Annotated in this window: 14 protein-coding genes; 6 read left to right on the top strand and 8 right to left on the bottom strand. The window is 62.1% G+C overall.

Features of this window, described 5'->3' with window-relative positions; genetic code table 11:
- Positions 1-30 precede the first annotated feature (30 nt).
- The gene (mdeB, locus tag CAF92_RS04460; protein ID WP_085599446.1) at positions 31-2694 is read left to right on the top strand and encodes an alpha-ketoglutarate dehydrogenase; all 2664 of its coding nucleotides are present in this window, start codon (positions 31-33) and stop codon (positions 2692-2694) included.
- Between the two features lie 209 nt (positions 2695-2903).
- Here mdeB and CAF92_RS04455 read toward each other — a convergent pair whose 3' ends face one another.
- The 4 genes from CAF92_RS04455 to CAF92_RS04440 all read right to left on the bottom strand — a co-directional run bounded on the left by CAF92_RS04455 (position 2904) and on the right by CAF92_RS04440 (position 6891).
- Complete coding sequence (locus CAF92_RS04455) at positions 2904-3902, bottom strand: transketolase family protein (RefSeq protein WP_015271019.1); 999 nt, start codon at positions 3900-3902, stop codon at positions 2904-2906.
- Positions 3899-4747, bottom strand: a complete 849-nt coding sequence (locus CAF92_RS04450) for a transketolase (RefSeq protein WP_063912634.1) — start codon at positions 4745-4747, stop codon at positions 3899-3901. Before CAF92_RS04450 ends, CAF92_RS04455 begins: the two co-directional genes overlap by 4 nt.
- A gap of 21 nt (positions 4748-4768) precedes the next feature.
- Positions 4769-6067 carry an MFS transporter gene (locus CAF92_RS04445; protein ID WP_085599444.1) on the bottom strand — a complete coding sequence of 433 codons (1299 nt, stop codon included), beginning with the start codon at positions 6065-6067 and terminating at the stop codon, positions 4769-4771.
- Positions 6068-6141: 74 nt separating this feature from the next.
- Positions 6142-6891, bottom strand: coding sequence for an SDR family NAD(P)-dependent oxidoreductase (locus tag CAF92_RS04440; protein WP_063912632.1), 750 nt, complete (start codon positions 6889-6891; stop codon positions 6142-6144).
- A gap of 196 nt (positions 6892-7087) precedes the next feature.
- Here CAF92_RS04440 and CAF92_RS04435 point away from each other — a divergent pair, with 196 nt between their 5' ends.
- The 4 genes from CAF92_RS04435 to CAF92_RS04420 all read left to right on the top strand — a co-directional run bounded on the left by CAF92_RS04435 (position 7088) and on the right by CAF92_RS04420 (position 11141).
- The gene (locus tag CAF92_RS04435; protein WP_085599442.1) at positions 7088-8008 is read left to right on the top strand and encodes a LysR substrate-binding domain-containing protein; all 921 of its coding nucleotides are present in this window, start codon (positions 7088-7090) and stop codon (positions 8006-8008) included.
- 215 nt (positions 8009-8223) lie between these two features.
- Entirely contained in the window at positions 8224-9234 is a 1011-nt protein-coding gene (locus tag CAF92_RS04430; RefSeq protein WP_085599440.1) for an aldo/keto reductase, read from the top strand.
- 73 nt (positions 9235-9307) lie between these two features.
- Positions 9308-9718: an SRPBCC family protein gene (locus CAF92_RS04425; RefSeq protein ID WP_085599438.1), complete on the top strand. Its 411-nt coding sequence runs from the start codon at positions 9308-9310 to the stop codon at positions 9716-9718.
- 235 nt (positions 9719-9953) lie between these two features.
- Complete coding sequence (locus CAF92_RS04420; RefSeq protein WP_085599544.1) at positions 9954-11141, top strand: MFS transporter; 1188 nt, start codon at positions 9954-9956, stop codon at positions 11139-11141.
- Between the two features lie 53 nt (positions 11142-11194).
- Here CAF92_RS04420 and CAF92_RS04415 read toward each other — a convergent pair whose 3' ends face one another.
- Together CAF92_RS04415 and CAF92_RS04410 are read right to left on the bottom strand one after the other, a co-directional pair.
- Complete coding sequence (locus CAF92_RS04415) at positions 11195-11710, bottom strand: DUF4880 domain-containing protein (RefSeq protein ID WP_085599436.1); 516 nt, start codon at positions 11708-11710, stop codon at positions 11195-11197.
- Positions 11711-12148: 438 nt separating this feature from the next.
- Positions 12149-12460 carry a DUF6124 family protein gene (locus tag CAF92_RS04410; protein WP_046615624.1) on the bottom strand — a complete coding sequence of 104 codons (312 nt, stop codon included), beginning with the start codon at positions 12458-12460 and terminating at the stop codon, positions 12149-12151.
- Between the two features lie 130 nt (positions 12461-12590).
- Here CAF92_RS04410 and CAF92_RS04405 point away from each other — a divergent pair, with 130 nt between their 5' ends.
- Positions 12591-13244 carry a LexA family transcriptional regulator gene (locus tag CAF92_RS04405; RefSeq protein WP_046615625.1) on the top strand — a complete coding sequence of 218 codons (654 nt, stop codon included), beginning with the start codon at positions 12591-12593 and terminating at the stop codon, positions 13242-13244.
- Positions 13245-13381: 137 nt separating this feature from the next.
- On the opposite strand, the gene CAF92_RS04400 is transcribed toward CAF92_RS04405, so the two are convergent.
- Together CAF92_RS04400 and CAF92_RS04395 are read right to left on the bottom strand one after the other, a co-directional pair.
- Positions 13382-15334, bottom strand: coding sequence for an acetyl/propionyl/methylcrotonyl-CoA carboxylase subunit alpha (locus CAF92_RS04400; protein ID WP_085599434.1), 1953 nt, complete (start codon positions 15332-15334; stop codon positions 13382-13384).
- Entirely contained in the window at positions 15331-16146 is an 816-nt protein-coding gene (locus tag CAF92_RS04395; protein ID WP_046615627.1) for a gamma-carboxygeranoyl-CoA hydratase, read from the bottom strand. The genes CAF92_RS04400 and CAF92_RS04395 overlap by 4 nt, the downstream gene beginning before the upstream one ends.

The following is a 16146-nucleotide window of genomic DNA, read 5'->3' as shown; positions in this document are numbered from 1 at the left end:
TGTCGTTTCAATTACCTGAGGTCGTGTGAAATGAGTAATCCGATTCAAGTGCCCAGGATCGCCGATCAAGGTACTGAAGATGTTGATGCCGTCGAGACGAACGAATGGCTGGATGCCCTGGAGGGCGTCGCTCGCACCGAGGGCAGTGGGAGGGTGGAATTCCTGCTGCAACGCCTGGCCGAGCATGCCGGCCACCTGGGGGCTCGAATCGCTGCCAACCCATACTCGCTTTACCAGAACACCATCGCCGTGGAACAGCAACCGGAGTACCCCGGTGATCTGGCGATGGAAGAGCGCATTACTTCGATCATCCGCTGGAACGCGCTGGCCATGGTGGCCAAGGCGAACATGGCTTATGGCGAGCTGGGCGGCCATATCGCCAGTTACGCCTCTGCCGCGGAAATCTTCGAAGTGGGCTTCAACCATTTCTTCCGCGCCGATACTGCACAAGGCAAAGGCGACCTGGTGTATTTCCAGCCGCATTCCGCGCCAGGTGTCTATGCGCGCGCTTTCCTGGAGGGCCGGCTGGAGCAACAGCAACTCGAGCGTTATCGGCAAGAGGTGGATGGCGGCGGGCTGTGCTCCTATCCCCATCCGTGGCTCATGCCAGACTTCTGGCAGTTTCCGACAGGCTCCATGGGCATCGGCCCGATCAGCTCGATCTATCAGGCCCGCTTCCTGCGTTACCTGCAACACCGTGGCATTGCCTCGACCGAAGGCCGCCATGTCTGGGGGGTGTTCGGCGATGGCGAGATGGATGAGCCGGAGTCGGTCGCAGCATTGTCGCTTGCCGCTCGGGAGAAGCTGGACAATGTCACCTTCGTGATCAACTGCAACCTGCAGCGGCTTGACGGGCCTGTGCGCGGTAACGGGCAAATCATCCAGGAGCTGGAGTCGCTGTTCAAAGGTGCTGGCTGGAACGTTGTCAAAGTGGTCTGGGGCTCGGGCTGGGATGCCCTGTTCGCCCGGGACCACCACCACGTTCTGCTGCGCCGCCTGGCCAGCACCGTCGATGGCCAGTACCAGGCCCTGGGTGCCAACGATGCAGCCTACAACCTTGCGCATTTCTTCGACCTCGACCCGGAGCTGCACGCGCTGGTCGCTCACATGAGCCCGGCCGAAATCGATGGCTTGCGTCGCGGCGGCCACGATTTTCGCAAGTTGCACGCTGCATTCGACGCAGCGAAGCGCCACAAGGGGCACCCGACGGTCATCCTGGCGAAGACCAAGAAAGGCTTCGGTATGGGCCAGGCCGGGGAGTCGCGCAACACCGCGCACCAACAGAAGAAACTGGACGTCGAGGCCCTCAAGGCGTTTCGGGACCGTTTTGCGCTGCCACTGGATGACCAGGCGGTGGAGGAGATGCGCTTTTATCGACCGCACGATGACAGCCCCGAACTGTGCTACTTGCATGCCCGCCGGCAGTCGCTGGGTGGCTACCTGCCTCGACGCAGCAGCCTGGCCCCCAGCATCGCCGTACCACCACTTGCTGACTATGCACGGTTCGCCCTGGCCCCCGACGATCGGGAAATCTCCACCACGATGGCTGTGGTACGGCTCTTCACCAACCTGCTCAAGGACAAGCAACTCGGCCCACGCATAGTGCCCATCGTGGCCGACGAGGCGCGTACCTTTGGCATGGCCAATCTGTTCCGCCAGGTTGGCATCTATTCACCCGTTGGCCAGCTCTACGAACCGGAAGACGCCGGTGCATTGCTGTACTACAAGGAATCCACCGACGGCCAGTTGCTGGAGGAGGGCATTACCGAAGCCGGTGCTGTCTCTTCGTGGGTCGCCGCAGCGACTTCCTACAGCGTCAACGGCGAGCCGATGCTGCCGTTCTATATCTACTATTCGATGTTCGGTTTCCAGCGCATTGGCGACCTGATCTGGGCGGCTGCCGACCAGCGCGCCCGTGGTTTCCTGATCGGCGCCACCGCTGGCCGCACCACCCTGGCAGGCGAGGGCCTGCAACACCAGGACGGTACCAGCCAGCTCATCGCCTCGACGGTGCCTAACTGCCGCGCCTACGACCCGGCGTTCGCCAGCGAAGCGGCCGTGATCATCGACCATGGCAGCCGACGCATGCTCGAGCAGCAGTGCGATGAGTTCTACTACCTGACGGTGACCAACGAGAACTACACCCAGGCCCCGCTGCAGGACAGCGAACACGACGATGTGATCCGCGGCATGCGCCTGTACGGCATGCGCGGAACGGAAGAGCCAGCGGTACGCCTGTTGGGTTCCGGCGCAATCATGCGGGAGGTGATTGCCGCCGCCGAGCTGTTGCTGCAGGACTGGGGTATCAGCAGCCAGATCTGGAGTGTCACCAGTTTCTCGGAGCTGGCACGCGATGCTCGCGAGGTAGAGCGCCAGCGCCTTTTCGGCAGCCAGTGCGAAGGGCAGAGCCACTTGCAGCGCTGCCTGCCCGGGCCTGTGCCGGTGGTGGCGGCCAGTGACTACGTGCGCGCCTATGCCCAGTTGATCGCTGCCCATGTCAGCGCGCCGTTCACCGCCCTGGGTACCGATGGCTTTGGCCGGAGTGACACGCGCTCGGCACTGCGTCGCTTCTTCGAGGTTGATCGTCAGCACATTGCCCTGGCGGCATTGGCAGGCATCGATCCTGGCAAGCACGCCGCAGCGCGGCTGCGTTATGGCATCGACGCACACGCCGAGGCACCCTGGAACCGCTGAGTATCTGCAAGCCGGCCAGCGTGCTTGGCCGGCAACCCGCGGGGCCAGCGGGTTGCCTCAGCATTTGGCGTGCTAAAGATTCCATGGAGTCTCCCACAGGATTTGCGCAGCCCTTGAACCTTGCGCGTAACTTGTGGGAGCCCGATTCACCCGCGAACACCGGCAAAGCCGGTGCCATCCGCCGCCTCAGGTTCTATCCGTCGTTACGGTTAAAGCCACGCCTTGATCTGCCTCGACACAGCGTCAGTGGAGATCCCGTATCGGTCATGCAAAGTCGGCAGTGCACCCGCATCGAGAAACGCATCCGGTAGCGCGATCTGGCGGAAGGTGGGTGTGACCCCATTGCGCAGCAGTACGCCCGCCACTGCTTCCCCCAGGCCCCCTATGATCGAATGGTTTTCCGCCGTGACCACCAGGCGGCCAGGCTTGCGTGCCTCGGCGAGGATGGTCTGTTCATCGAGCGGTTTGATGGTAGGCACGTGCAGCACCGACACATCCACGCCGTCCTTTTGCAACTGCTCCGCAGCCTCCAGGGCGCGCATGGTCATGAGGCCACTGGCAATCAACAGCACGTCTCGGCCACCGCGCAGCACCTGTGCCTTGCCCAGCTGGAACTGGTAGTCGTAGCGATCGAGCACCAAGGGTACGTTGCCGCGCAGCAGCCGCATGTAGACCGGACCCTGATGGGCAGCGATCGCTGGCACAGCCTGTTCGATCTCCAGCGCATCGCAGGGGTCGACGATCATCAGGTTGGGCATCGCCCGGAAGATGGCCAGGTCATCCGTGGCCTGGTGGCTAGGGCCATAACCGGTGGTCAGGCCAGGCAGCCCACAGACGATCTTGACGTTGAGGTTCTCTTCTGCGATTGCCATGCAGATGAAGTCATAAGCCCGACGGGAAGCGAACACCGCATAAGTGGTGGCAAAGGGGGTCATGCCTTCCCGTGCCATGCCGGCGGCGGCGCTCATCAGCAATTGTTCGGCCATGCCCATTTGATAGAAGCGCTCGGGGTGGGCTTTGGCGAAGATGTGCAAGTCGGTGTACTTGGACAGGTCGGCACTCAGTCCAACTATATCCTGACGTTGCTCGGCCAGGCTTGCCAAGGCATGGCCGAACGGGGCAGGGCGGGTCGGCTGACCGTCGGCGGCAATCGAGGCGATCATGGCCGAGGTGGTCAGGCGCTTCTTGGGTGAGTTCACAGTGCTCATGCTTGGCTCCCGGCGTCCAGCGCTTTGAGGGCGAGGTCCCATTCGTTTTCATCGACGCGAATGAAGTGCGTCTTGTCGCGGTTTTCCAGGAAAGGCACGCCTTTGCCCATGCGGGTATCGCAGATGATGACGCGCGGTTGTGCCCCGGTGTGGGCGCGGGCCTGGTCGAAGGCGCCGACCAGCGCATCCAGGTCATTGCCGTCCACTCGCTGGACGAACCAGCCAAAGCTTTGCCAGCGGTCGACGATTGGCTCGAAGGCCAGTACCTCACTGGAATGACCATCCGCCTGCTGGTTGTTCACATCGATGATGGCGATCAGGTTGTCCAGCCGCCAATGGCTGGCCGACATGGCAGCCTCCCAGGTCGAGCCCTCGTTGAGCTCGCCATCGGACAGCAGGTTGTACACCCAGCTGTCCGACCCCTTGCGTTTGAGCCCGAGACAAGCGCCGACGGCGATGCCCAAGCCGTGGCCGAGCGAGCCACCGGTGATCTCCATGCCTGGGGTGTAGGCAGCCATACCGGACATGGGCAAGCGGCTGTCGTCGCTACCGTAGGTTTCAAGCTCCTCCTCGGGGATTACGCCGGCCTCGATCAGTGCGGCGTAGAGGGCGATCGCGTAGTGCCCGATGGACAGGTAGAAGCGGTCGCGTTGCTCCCATTCGGGGTTGCCGGGGTCGATGCGCAGCGCATGGAAATACGCTACTGCCAGCAAGTCGGCGGCGCCCAGAGCCTGGCCGACATAGCCCTGGCCCTGGACTTGCCCCATGCGCAATGCGTGGTGGCGGATATTTCGGGCGCGCACAGCCAGCGGCAGCGCCTCAGTGTAGGTAGGCACAGCAGTCATTGAGGTGACTCCTTTATCGAATCAACGATTGACCAGATGGGCCGGTACTCGCGACACCAGGAAGGCGCCAAACATGAGTACGGCCGTGATGAGATACATGCCGATGGCATTGCTGCCCAAGGTGGTAGTGACCCAGCCGATCAGGTACGGCGAGCAGAAACCGGCGAGGTTGGCAAAACTGTTCACCGCCGCGATGCCTGCTGCCGCCGAGACACCTCCCAGCAACGTGGTGGGCAGCATCCAGAACAGCGAGGAGGCGGACAGCACCCCTGCCGCAGCCAGGCACAGACTGAGGATCGACAGCATCAGGCTGCTGCCCAGTGCTGCGGCGAGGCTCAGGCCAAGTGCGCCGATCAGCATGGGGATCGCCAGGTGCCAGCGGCGTTCACGGTGACGGTCGCCACTGCGCCCGGCCAACAGCATCGCGACAATGGCACACAGGTACGGCAGGCTGGTCAGCAGGCCGATGTGCAAAGGTTCGTTGACGCCGGCATTGCGTACCAGCGTAGGTAGCCAGAACGTGATTGCGTACTGGCCCATCACCACGCAGAAGTAGATACCCGCCAGCAACCAGAGCCGACGGTCGCGGATGAATTCGGCCACCGAGCCGTGGTTCACCTTGTGTTGCTCGTCTTCAGCCAGTTCCTTGCGCACCAGGGCTTTTTCTTCGTCGCTCAACCAATGGGCCTGATCGACGCCATCCTTCAGGTAGCTCAGCACCAGGATGCCCACCAGCACGGTGGGGATGGCTTCGAGCAGGAACATCCACTGCCAGCCCGCCCAGCCGTGCACGCCGGCAAAGCGCTCCATGATCCAGCCCGACAAGGGGCCACCGATCATGCCCGAGAGCGGAATCGCGATGAACCACAGCGCGGTAATCTTCGCCCGGCGGTAAGACGGGAACCAATAGGTCAGGTACAGCAGAAGCCCCGGTGCCAGGCCTGCTTCGGCGATCCCCAGCAAAAAGCGCAGGGTATAGAATTGCCAGGCTGTCTCTACCAGGGCGAACATCGCCGAGATGATGCCCCAGGTGATCATGATGCGAGCGATCCAGCGTCGAGCGCCCACTTTGTGCAGAATGATGTTGCTGGGCACCTCGCAGAGAAAGTAGCCAATGAAGAACATGCCAGCGCCCAGTCCGTAGACCGCTTCGGAAAGGGCAAGGTCGTCCATCATCTGCAGCTTCGCAAAGCCGACATTGACCCTGTCCAGATAGGCGCACAGGTAGCAGAGCATGAGAAAAGGCATCAGTCGCCAGGCCGTTTTACGGTAGGCGCTGCTGCGTGCGGCGGATGCCGCATCGAGCGCTATTGTGGTCATTCGTTCTGATCTCTTGTTGTTATCGAACGCGTGACCTGCGCCGGGTCAGGTGCAGGTCACGATGCACCGGATGCTCAGTGGATCAGCATCCCGCCGTTGACATCCAGGGTAATGCCCGTCAGGTAGCTGGACAGGTCACTGGCCAGGAACAATGCCGCATTGGCGACATCGCGCGCCTCACCCAGGCGGCCCAGCGGGATGCCTTCGATGATGGCGTGACGGCGCTCATCCTGCATGAGGCCACCGGTGATGTCAGTGTGAATCAGGCCTGGCGTGATCGAGTTGACGCGAATATTGTCCGGTCCCAGTTCACGGGCCATCGCCTTGCCCAGACCGAGCACGCCAGCCTTCGCTGCGCTGTAGTGGGGGCCACCGAAGATGCCGCCACCACGTTGGGCAGACACCGACGACATGCAGATGATGCTGCCGGCGCGTTGCGCACGCATGGCTGGGATCACCGCCTGGGACATCAACAATGTGCCACGCAGGTTCACGTTGAGAATCCGGTCATAGTCAGCCCCGGTGATTTCCAGGGTTTTCACCGGTTGAGTGATACCGGCGTTGTTTACCAGCACGTCGATCCGACCGAATTGCGCGAGTACCTGGGCGATGGCATCACGTACCTGTGCTTCATCGGCAACGTTGGCAGCCAGGCCAAGGTGGCCTTCGCCAAGTGAAGCGGCAGCTTCGGCTGCGGCAGTAGCGTCCAGGTCGAGGATGGCGACTCTGGCGCCTTGGTCGGCAAACGCCTGGGCTGTTGCCCGGCCGATACCTCGGGCAGAGGCCGCGCCGGTGATCACGGCAAATTTTCCTGTTAACAGCATCGAGGTTGCTCCAGATGATTATTGTTGTGAGCGACGGTTCCGGCAGAACCGATAGGCACAGCTTCGTCCCGGACAGCACCCCGAGCAACGCTGCCTCTTTCACCCGGTGCTGAAAAAAATTCAGCCCTCGACTTGTGCCTGGGGCTTACAGGAAGGTAAAAGCCTTGGTACCGCTGTGAATCCTTCAGGAATGGTCATGAGCCTGGACAACCTTCGAAAACTTCCTCAGATCCCTTCCCTGAAAGCAATTCAGGCCTTCGAGCAAGTTGCTCGTTTCGCCAACGTCGCACGTGCCGCAGAGCAGTTGAACCTCACGCCCTCTGCGGTGAGCCACCAGATTGCCAATCTGGAAGCCTTGATCGGTCGCCCATTGTTCATTCGCGAGGCACGCGGTGTTGCGCTGACCCCGGCAGGCGAGCAGTACCTGCGCGAGGTGTCAGGCATATTGCAGAGCCTGGCTACTGCCACCGAGCGCGCTGGCAACTCGGTGGGCTTCGATTGCCTGCGGCTTCATTCCGCGCCTAGCTTCGGCCTGCTCTGGTTGCTACCGCGCCTGGACCATTTTCGTAACAGTCACCCGCAAATCCAGATCAACCTGTCGTGCTCCTACGAGTCGCTGCACTTCGGACGTCATCAGATCGACCTGGATATTCGTCATGGCTACCCCAACTGGCCCAGCCTGGAAGTGCGCACCATCCGACATGAACGTGCAACTGTGCTGGCCTCGCCACAGCTTCTCGAGCGTACGTCTATCGAGCAGCCCAGCGATCTGCTGGGGCAGAACCTGATCCTGTCGGAAGCCGCGTTGGTGCAATGGCCCCAATGGTTCGCCCAGCAAGGTGTGGCGTTGCCTCAGTCCCCCTACGCACTGAGCTTCGATCGCTCCTACATGAGCCTGGAGGCCGCCAGCCATGGGTATGGGCTGGCCTTGGAGAGTTCCCTGCTGGCGCAGGACTATATCGCCCGCGGCGAGTTGGTACCGGTATTTGCAGAAGACCTGGCGACGCCCGTCAGTGCCCACCACCTGGTCTTTCCTCGAGGCCATGCTGAAACCCGCAGGGTTCGACAATTCCTTGAATGGGTGCAGGGCCAGCTAGGTCATGATTTCAATTACTGAGAGCAGTCCGCACGACAGACTGTTGGGGGCAACAAGGGGCTGATCGCTATCGCATCGATGCTATGGTGGGATACAGGCATAGTGAAGCATGATTGAGTGGTGTTGCATAAACGGTCTAAAGTCGTTCGAAATATGACTTGGACGGTCTTGGTGGGTGGCGCATAGGATTGCAGCCACTGGAGTTCACAACCGACTCCCTCATCAGGAAAATGCACATGAACCTCAAATCCCTTATCGCCAACCCGCTGGGCTTCGGTACCGCCCCACTGGGCAACATGTTCCGCAACGTGCCTGAAGACGAAGTACAGGCTACCGTCGATGCCGCCTGGAACAACGGTGTGCGCTACTTCGACAGCGCGCCTTTCTACGGTGCCGGCCTCTCCGAAAGCCGCCTGGGCAATGCCCTGGTCGGTCGCCCACGTGACGAGTACGTGCTCAGCACCAAGGTGGGTCGCATCATCCTCGACGAACTGGAAGACCCGGCTGCCCGTGAACTGGGCGAAAAAAGCGGCCTGTTCGAGCACGGCAACCGCAACCGCATCGTCAACGACTACAGCGCCGACGCCACCCTGCGCTCGATCGAAGACAGCCTGCGCCGCCTGAAGACCGACCGCCTGGACATCGTCTGGATCCACGACATCGCCCAGGACTTCTACGGTGATGAATGGCTGAGCCAGTTCGAAGTCGCCCGTACTGGTGCCTTCCGCGTACTGACCCGTCTGCGTGAAGAAGGTGTGATCAAGGCCTGGGGCCTGGGTGTGAACCGCGTCGAGCCGATCGAGCTGACCCTCGACCTGGAAGAAGCCCGTCCGGACGGCTTCCTGCTGGCCGGCCGCTACTCGCTGCTGGACCACGACCGCGCACTGCAACGCGTCCTGCCGCAAGCGGTGGAGCAGGGTGTCGGCATTGTCGTGGGTGGCCCGTACAGCTCGGGTGTTACCGCCGGCGGCGAGCACTTCGAGTACCAGAAAGCCACCCAGCCGGTGCTGGCCAAGCTCGAGCGCATCCGTGCCGTGGCCCGTGCCCATGGCGTGGATGTGAAGGCGGCGGCCCTGCAGTTCGCCCTGGCACACCCGGCCGTGGTCTCGGTGATCCCGGGCTCCACCCGCCCGGCGCACGCCAACGAAGACCTCGCCGCCCTGAGCAAGGTGATTCCGATGGCCTTCTGGAACGATCTGCGCCAGCAAGGGCTGATCAACGCTCAGGCTCCGGTACCTGCTGTTTGAACCGATATTGCAGGGCCGCATTGCGGCCCTGTCTACCCCGAATCAATGGGGCCACGCCCCGAGGAGAATCACCATGGCAACTGCACAAGCTTCCATCACCCTGGCAACCGATGCCAACCGCGTCTGGCAACTGATTGGCGGTTTCGACGCGCTGCCCGACTGGCTGCCGTTCATCCCCGAAAGCACCCTGAGCGAAGGCGGCCGCGTTCGAACCCTGAAGAGCGTGGCTGGCGACACCATCATCGAGCGCCTGCTGGACTTCAACGAAGCCGGCCGCAGCTACAGCTACACCATCCTCACGGGCCCGGCGCCGGTGCGTGACTACCAGTCGACCCTGCGCGTGGTGGCTGAAGGTAGCGGATCTCGCGTGGAATGGTCCGGTTCGTTCGTACCGGTGGGTATCAGCGATGCTGAAGCAACCGCGCTTTTCGCCGGCATCTACGAAGACGGCCTGGCGGCGCTGAAGAAAGGGCTGGAAGGCTAAGCGGTTTTCTGGAAGGGCTTGCCCGGCGACAGTGTCAGGATCCGAATCCCGAGACGTCGCTGGGCGCTCGCTGTCCAGTCAGCAGAAAGCTATATGGCATCAGACCTCATCGGTAATAAGTGATAGGGAAAGGTCCTACAACACCATCGGAGGTTTCGCTGCCCGGTCCGGGTTGTACATCTTCAGGGTATCGCTACCATCAAGGCTCGGCGCTTCCAGGGAGATTCCAGTGACTATTTCCGGGCCCTTGGGGTCACTCAATAGCTATCTGTGCTCGGCCTTGTTGATTCTGTTGTGTCTATTGGGTGTATTCCCGCTGGATGTAATCCTGCCATCATTCCCGGCGCTCGCAGACGAGTTTCACGTCGAGTCACAGCAGATAGCCTACTCGGTGAGCTTCTTTGCGTTTGGTGTCGCCCTGGCGCAAATCGTGATCGGGCCATTGTCGGATGGCATGGGACGCAAGCGGTTGTTACTCGCGGGGTTGGGAGTGTCCATTGCAGGGGCAGTGGGTTGTGTATTTTCAACCCGCTATGAGACGTTCATGGCTTTCCGTTTGCTGCAGGCCGTGGGGTGCGGGAGTTTCGTGCTGGGCCAGGCGCTTGTGCAGGATCTGTACAGTGGTAAACAGCGCAATGCCATGCGGATCCTGCTGACCAGCGCAAGTGGGCTGTTCATTTCGTTGTCACCGGTCGCAGGCGCTTTTCTCCAACAATCCTTTGGCTGGAAGGGCAGCTTTACGGTATTCGCTTTCATCGCCGTGATCGTTTCATGCCTGTCCTGCGTACTGCTGCAGGACACGCCTGTATCCCGAGGCCGTTCAGGCATGCGCAGCTATTGGGTCCTGCTGCGTGATACGACCTTTCTTGCGCACTCCTTGCTATCCAGCCTCGCGTTTGCCTGCCATTTTTCCTTCATCGTTGTCGCGCCATTGGCGTTGATGGACAGTCTGGGGCTGACGCCCTATCAATTCTCGCTGGTATTTATTGCCTATGGGCTTGCGTATATCGCTGGCGGAGCAACCGCGACCTACTTGAACAATCGCGTAACCCCGCAGTTTCAGATCAAGACGGGATTCCTGCTGATTGCTGCCGGGGGCATCACATTGGTGATCTGGGGACAGGTAGCGGGATTGACGGTGGCGGGGCTGCTGCTGCCGATGATCATCTGCACGACCGGGACAACGCTGGTGCGTCCGGCTGCAACGACCCAGGCCTTGGCGCGTTACCCGCAGCAGGCCGGTGCGGCAGCGTCGCTCAATACGACATTGTTGTTCGCAGGTGGTGGTCTGGCTGGCAGTCTGATTGCTGGCGTCGAAAGCGCGTTGCCGATGAGCCTGGGGCTGCTGTTCCTGGGTGCCAGCTTGTGCGGATGGCTACTGCTTGCATGCCTGACGGAAACGCTGACCAGCACTCGAACTTGATAGCAAACGAGCCATCCTCGTTGAAAGCGATTACGGCGTAGCTGAGGTGTTGATCAGGCCCAGATACCGAACAGCACCAACGCCGCCACGCCAAGCCCGACCGCAACTGAACAGCCGCCCAACGACAGCGCCGCCCGACCTTGCTGGTACCAGCCGTCCTGGCCCAGTTGCCGTGCCGGTGCCAACAGGCTGCGCCAGTGCAGTTCCGTGTCATGGAACGCCTGCAGATTCGCCATGTCCGCATCCAGCCAACGGCGAAAATCAATCCGCTCGCAGGCCGTTACCTGTGGGCTCTGCAAGCGCACGTACCATTGCCCGGCAACACTCGCCAGCACATCCCGGCGCGAGCGGCCGGCCTGCAGTGCCTGGTCCATGTGCCGCTCGATACTCGCCAATGGCAGGTCGAGGCGGGCGGCGATGCTGGCGAAGTCCAGTTGGTCGAGGCGGTTGAGCAGGAATACTTGTTGCACACGCCGTGGCAGGCGTTTCAGGGCGTGCAGCAGGGCGTCGTCGGCATGATGTTCGGCAGCAGGGGTTGGGTGCTCAAGGTGCAGCAGCAGACGGCTCATGGACAGCTCCTTGCTCTATGGAGGGGGAGGGATGGGGGCATCTTCCGTGATGCGTGATCAGCGTAGGTGAAACGAGATTGATTCTCAAGTGCTGATTCCGCAAAGTTTTGTAATGAGCGTTCACGCCCTGAAACACTTTTGCTATCATGCGCGCCATCACGATCTTCATTAGCCTGAAGAGCCAAAAAAAAGACCCAGCAAAAAGCTGGGTCAAAAACCGTGATTAGCCTGATGAGGAGATAATCTGAGAGCGACCTAAGCTCCAGGTTATCCAGCAGATCTTGCGATCAGCTGAGTGCAATAATAATCGTTATCATTTGCCAGTCAAATGAATTTTCGCTAATCCGGTAAAAAAGTTTTACCGATGCGCTTCCTTGTCCCGGCAATCGGGGCCTTTGCCGTTACCCGGCCATCACGTTCTCTCCCTTCTCTTCGTGTCTACAAACCCGGTTTCCCGGTGCGTTTGTGCTCCAGCAGTGCGCGGGCCATGTCCATCATGTGCATCAGGGCGAAGGTCAGCTCGCGCTGGCTGCCCTGCTGGTGGGTGGCGGTTTCCTGTGCGGTGGCGGCGGCGCAGCGCAGCAGAGCGATGGCGTGCTCCTGGGCCTGGTCGGTGGTTACGCCCTCGTGCAGGGTCCAGATCTTGTTGTCCAGAGTGGGACGCGGCGGGTTGGGGTTGAGGTAGTAGTCGAGAGCGCGGCGGGCGGCTTCGCTGTCGAGATCTGTTTCGTCGTTTTTCGGATGTTTCATCGCGATACCTTCTGATTTCCCTTCAAACACGCGGGAATCACAGGATAGGTCAGTCTGTACTATCTATCTAAAAATAAATAATTCAGATTGTGTATTGCTGCGAGTAATACAGTCCGTATTGTTGCCGCTCATGGAAAACTGGAACGCATTTCTCAAGCGCTACAAGCGCGAACACAATCTCAGCCAACTGAAGCTGGCCGAACGCCTGGGCATGACTCAGGGGGGCGTGGGGCATTGGCTGCGTGGCACGCGGCGGCCGACGCTGGAAACCATCAACGAAAAGCTCGAAAAACTTGGGCTGGTGTTTCTGGAAGCCCAAGTGATGGTGGTGGAGCGCGATATCGTGCGCGAATCGCCTGGTCACTATGCGGCTGAACAGCCGGTTTCGGCCGAAGCGCTGCTGTATGCGAGCTTTCGCTTCCCGGTGCTGAGTTGGGCTGACTTGCAGGGGCCTTTGCCAGAGGCAAGCAAGGCCCACGAACAGACGGACTATATGCCCGCAGGCAATGCATTCTGGTTGGTGGTGGAAAACGACTCGATGAATGCCGCCAGCGGCAAGAGCGTGCCTGAGGGCATGCGTGTGCTGGTGGATACCGGCCTGCCCGCAGAACCAGGGAGGTTGGTAATCGCGCGGCAGCCCGGGCGGCCGGCAGTATTGCGGCAGTTGGTCGAGGAGGGCGGAGACAAGATGCTCAAGCCGCTGAATACGCGCTATCCGACAGTCCTGTGTGAAGAAGGCTGCGAGTTTCTGGGCGTGGTCGTGCGGGGGCACGAGGTTTTCTAGCTTGCCGGGGGCTGCTGTGCAGCCCTTTCGCGACACAAGGCCGCTCCCACAAGTACCGCACCAACCTCAGGGCATGCACCGTACCTGTAGGAGCGGCCTTGTGTCGCGAAAGGGCCGCAAAGCGGCCCCCAGGACGCTTACTCTGCCAAATCGACCAGTACCGTCCCTTCGCTGACCATATCCCCTTCCTGGCAGAACAACGCCTTTACCGTGCCGCCATGCGGCGCGCGAATGCTGTGCTCCATCTTCATGGCCTCCAGCACTACCAGCGCCGTACCTGCTTCCACCACCTGCCCAGGCTCCACCAGCACCCGCACGATGCTGCCGTTCATGGGCGCGCCCAGGCCGCCTTGATGGCTATGGCTGGCCTCGGCCTCGGCAATCGGGTCGAAGGCTTCGATGGCATGCATCTCGCCGTCCCAGTGCAAGTACAGCGTGCCACCGCGGCGGATCGCCAGATGCTGGCGACGCACGCCCGCCTGGTCATGTACCAACTGCTCGCCCACCAGCTGCCAGGTAGACGCAGCGCTACGCTCCAGGGCAACCGCCTGGTCCTGCCCGCCACTCACCAGATGCAGGCTGCTGCGCGCCGGCAGGCCAAGGCGCAGGCCGTTGCGCTCGGCCCATGGCGAACTGCGGTCGTCGTCCCGCTGATGTGCGGCCTGACCCTGCAGCCAGGCCTCGGCCGCTGCTTCCCAGAAGCCTGCCGGCAGCGCTTGTGGCGCGGGCAGCAAAACCTCCTGATGACGCGGAATGAAGCCAGTATCCAACTCCGCTGCAGCAAACGCCGGGTGGGCGAGAATGCGCCGCAGGAAGGCGATGTTGGTCTTCAACCCGCCAATGGCAAACTCGTCGAGCATGGCCAGCAAGCGCAGGCGCGCCTGCTCGCGGTCTTCGCCCCAGGCGATCAGCTTGCCCAGCATCGGGTCGTAGAACGGCGACACCACATCACCTTCGCTGACCCCGCTGTCCACCCTTCGGCCTTCGCCGACTGCCGACTCGCGGTACAGCGCCAGCTTGCCGGTCGCGGGCAGGAATTCGTTGGCCGGGTCTTCGGCATACAGGCGCACTTCGATGGCATGGCCGATCAGCGGCACCTGTTCCTGGGTGATCGGCAGGGCCTCGCCGCAGGCCACGCGAATCTGCCAGGCCACCAGGTCGAGCCCGGTAATGGCCTCGGTGACCGGGTGCTCCACCTGCAGGCGGGTGTTCATTTCCATGAAGAAGAACTCGCCACGGGCATCGAGCAGGAATTCCACGGTGCCTGCGCCCACGTAGCCGATGGCCTGGGCCGCGCGTACCGCCGCTTCACCCATGGCCCGGCGCAATTCGGGTGAAAGGCCTGGCGCAGGGGCTTCTTCCACCACCTTCTGGTGGCGGCGCTGGATCGAACAGTCACGCTCGTTGAGGTACAGGCAGTTGCCGTGCTGGTCGGCGAATACCTGGATTTCCACGTGGCGAGGCTTGAGCACGTACTTTTCCACCAGCATGCGTGCATCGCCGAACGACGACTGTGCCTCGCGCTGGGCCGAGGCCAGGGCGTCGGCCAACTGGCTTTCCTCCTCGACCACTTTCATGCCCTTGCCTCCGCCGCCGGCGCTGGCCTTGAGCAGCACCGGGTAGCCGATGCGTTCGGCGGCGGCGCGGAAGGTATCCAGGTCCTGGGCTTCGCCGTGGTAGCCCGGCACCAGCGGCACGCCAGCAGCTTCCATCAGTGCCTTGGCCGCCGACTTGCTGCCCATGGCGTCGATGGCACTGGCCGGAGGGCCGAGGAAGATCAGCCCGGCCTCTTCGATGGCGCGGGCAAAGCCTGCGTTCTCGGACAGGAAGCCATAGCCCGGGTGGATGGCCTGGGCACCGCTGGCCTTGGCGGCAGCCAGCAGCTTGTCGACCAGCAGGTAGCTTTCGGCAGCCTTGGTGCCGCCGAGGTCGACGCGGATATCGGCTTCGCGGCTGTGCCGGGCATCACGGTCGGTGGCGCTGTGCACGGCCACGGTGGTCAGGCCCATGGCCTTGGCGGTGCGCATCACCCGGCAGGCGATTTCGCCGCGGTTGGCGACCAGCAGGGTGGTCAAAGCGGGGCGGCTCATGGGCGCGGTTCCTTCTTGTCGTCGGTTTGCCAGGCGGGGCGTCGTTTTTCCAGGAAGGCGCGCAGGCCCTCCTGGCCTTCGGCGCTGACGCGGATGCGGGCGATGGTGTTTTCGCAGTAGCGGCGCAGGGCCGGGCTGAGTTCACCGTCGTCCACTTCACGCAGCAGGTCCTTGGTGGCGCGTAGCGCTTGGGGGCTGTTCTGCAGCAGGTTGCTCACCCAGGCTTCGACCTGGGCGTCCAGCTCGCTGGCTGGGTAGACCTCGGCCAGCAGGCCCAGCTCGCGGGCCCGCACACCGCTGAAACGCTCGGCGGTGAGGGCATAGCGGCGCGCGGCACGCTCGCCGATGGCCTTGACCACGAACGGGCTGATCACTGCCGGTGCCAGGCCGATGCGCACTTCCGACAGGCACAGCTGGGCGTCTTCGGCGCCGATGGCCATGTCGCAGCAGCTGATCAGGCCCAGCGCGCCGCCAAAGGCCGCGCCTTGCACCACGGCCAGGGTCGGCGCCTTGAGGCGGTGCAGGGCATACATCAGCTCGCCCAGCTCGCGGGCGTCATCCAGGTTGGTGTTGAAGTCCAGCTGCGCCGACTGCTGCATCCAGGCCAGGTCGGCACCGGCACTGAAGTGCCGGCCGCGGCCGCGCAGCAGCACGAAGCGCAGGGTGGCGTCCTCGGCCAACTGGTCCAGGGCGACAATCAGTTCGCGGATCATCAAGGCGTTGAACGCGTTGTTCTTGTCCTCGCGGCTCAGCCACAGGGTGGCGAAGCCGCGCGGGTCGCGGATCACTTCGAGGGTGCTGAAATCGCTCAT

Source organism: Pseudomonas sp. B10(2017) (assembly GCF_002113295.1).
GTDB classification, from domain to species: Bacteria; Pseudomonadota; Gammaproteobacteria; order Pseudomonadales; family Pseudomonadaceae; genus Aquipseudomonas; species Aquipseudomonas pudica.
The sequence above is the reverse complement of the archived record's forward strand: the minus strand, read 5'-3'. Positions and strand labels throughout refer to the sequence as shown.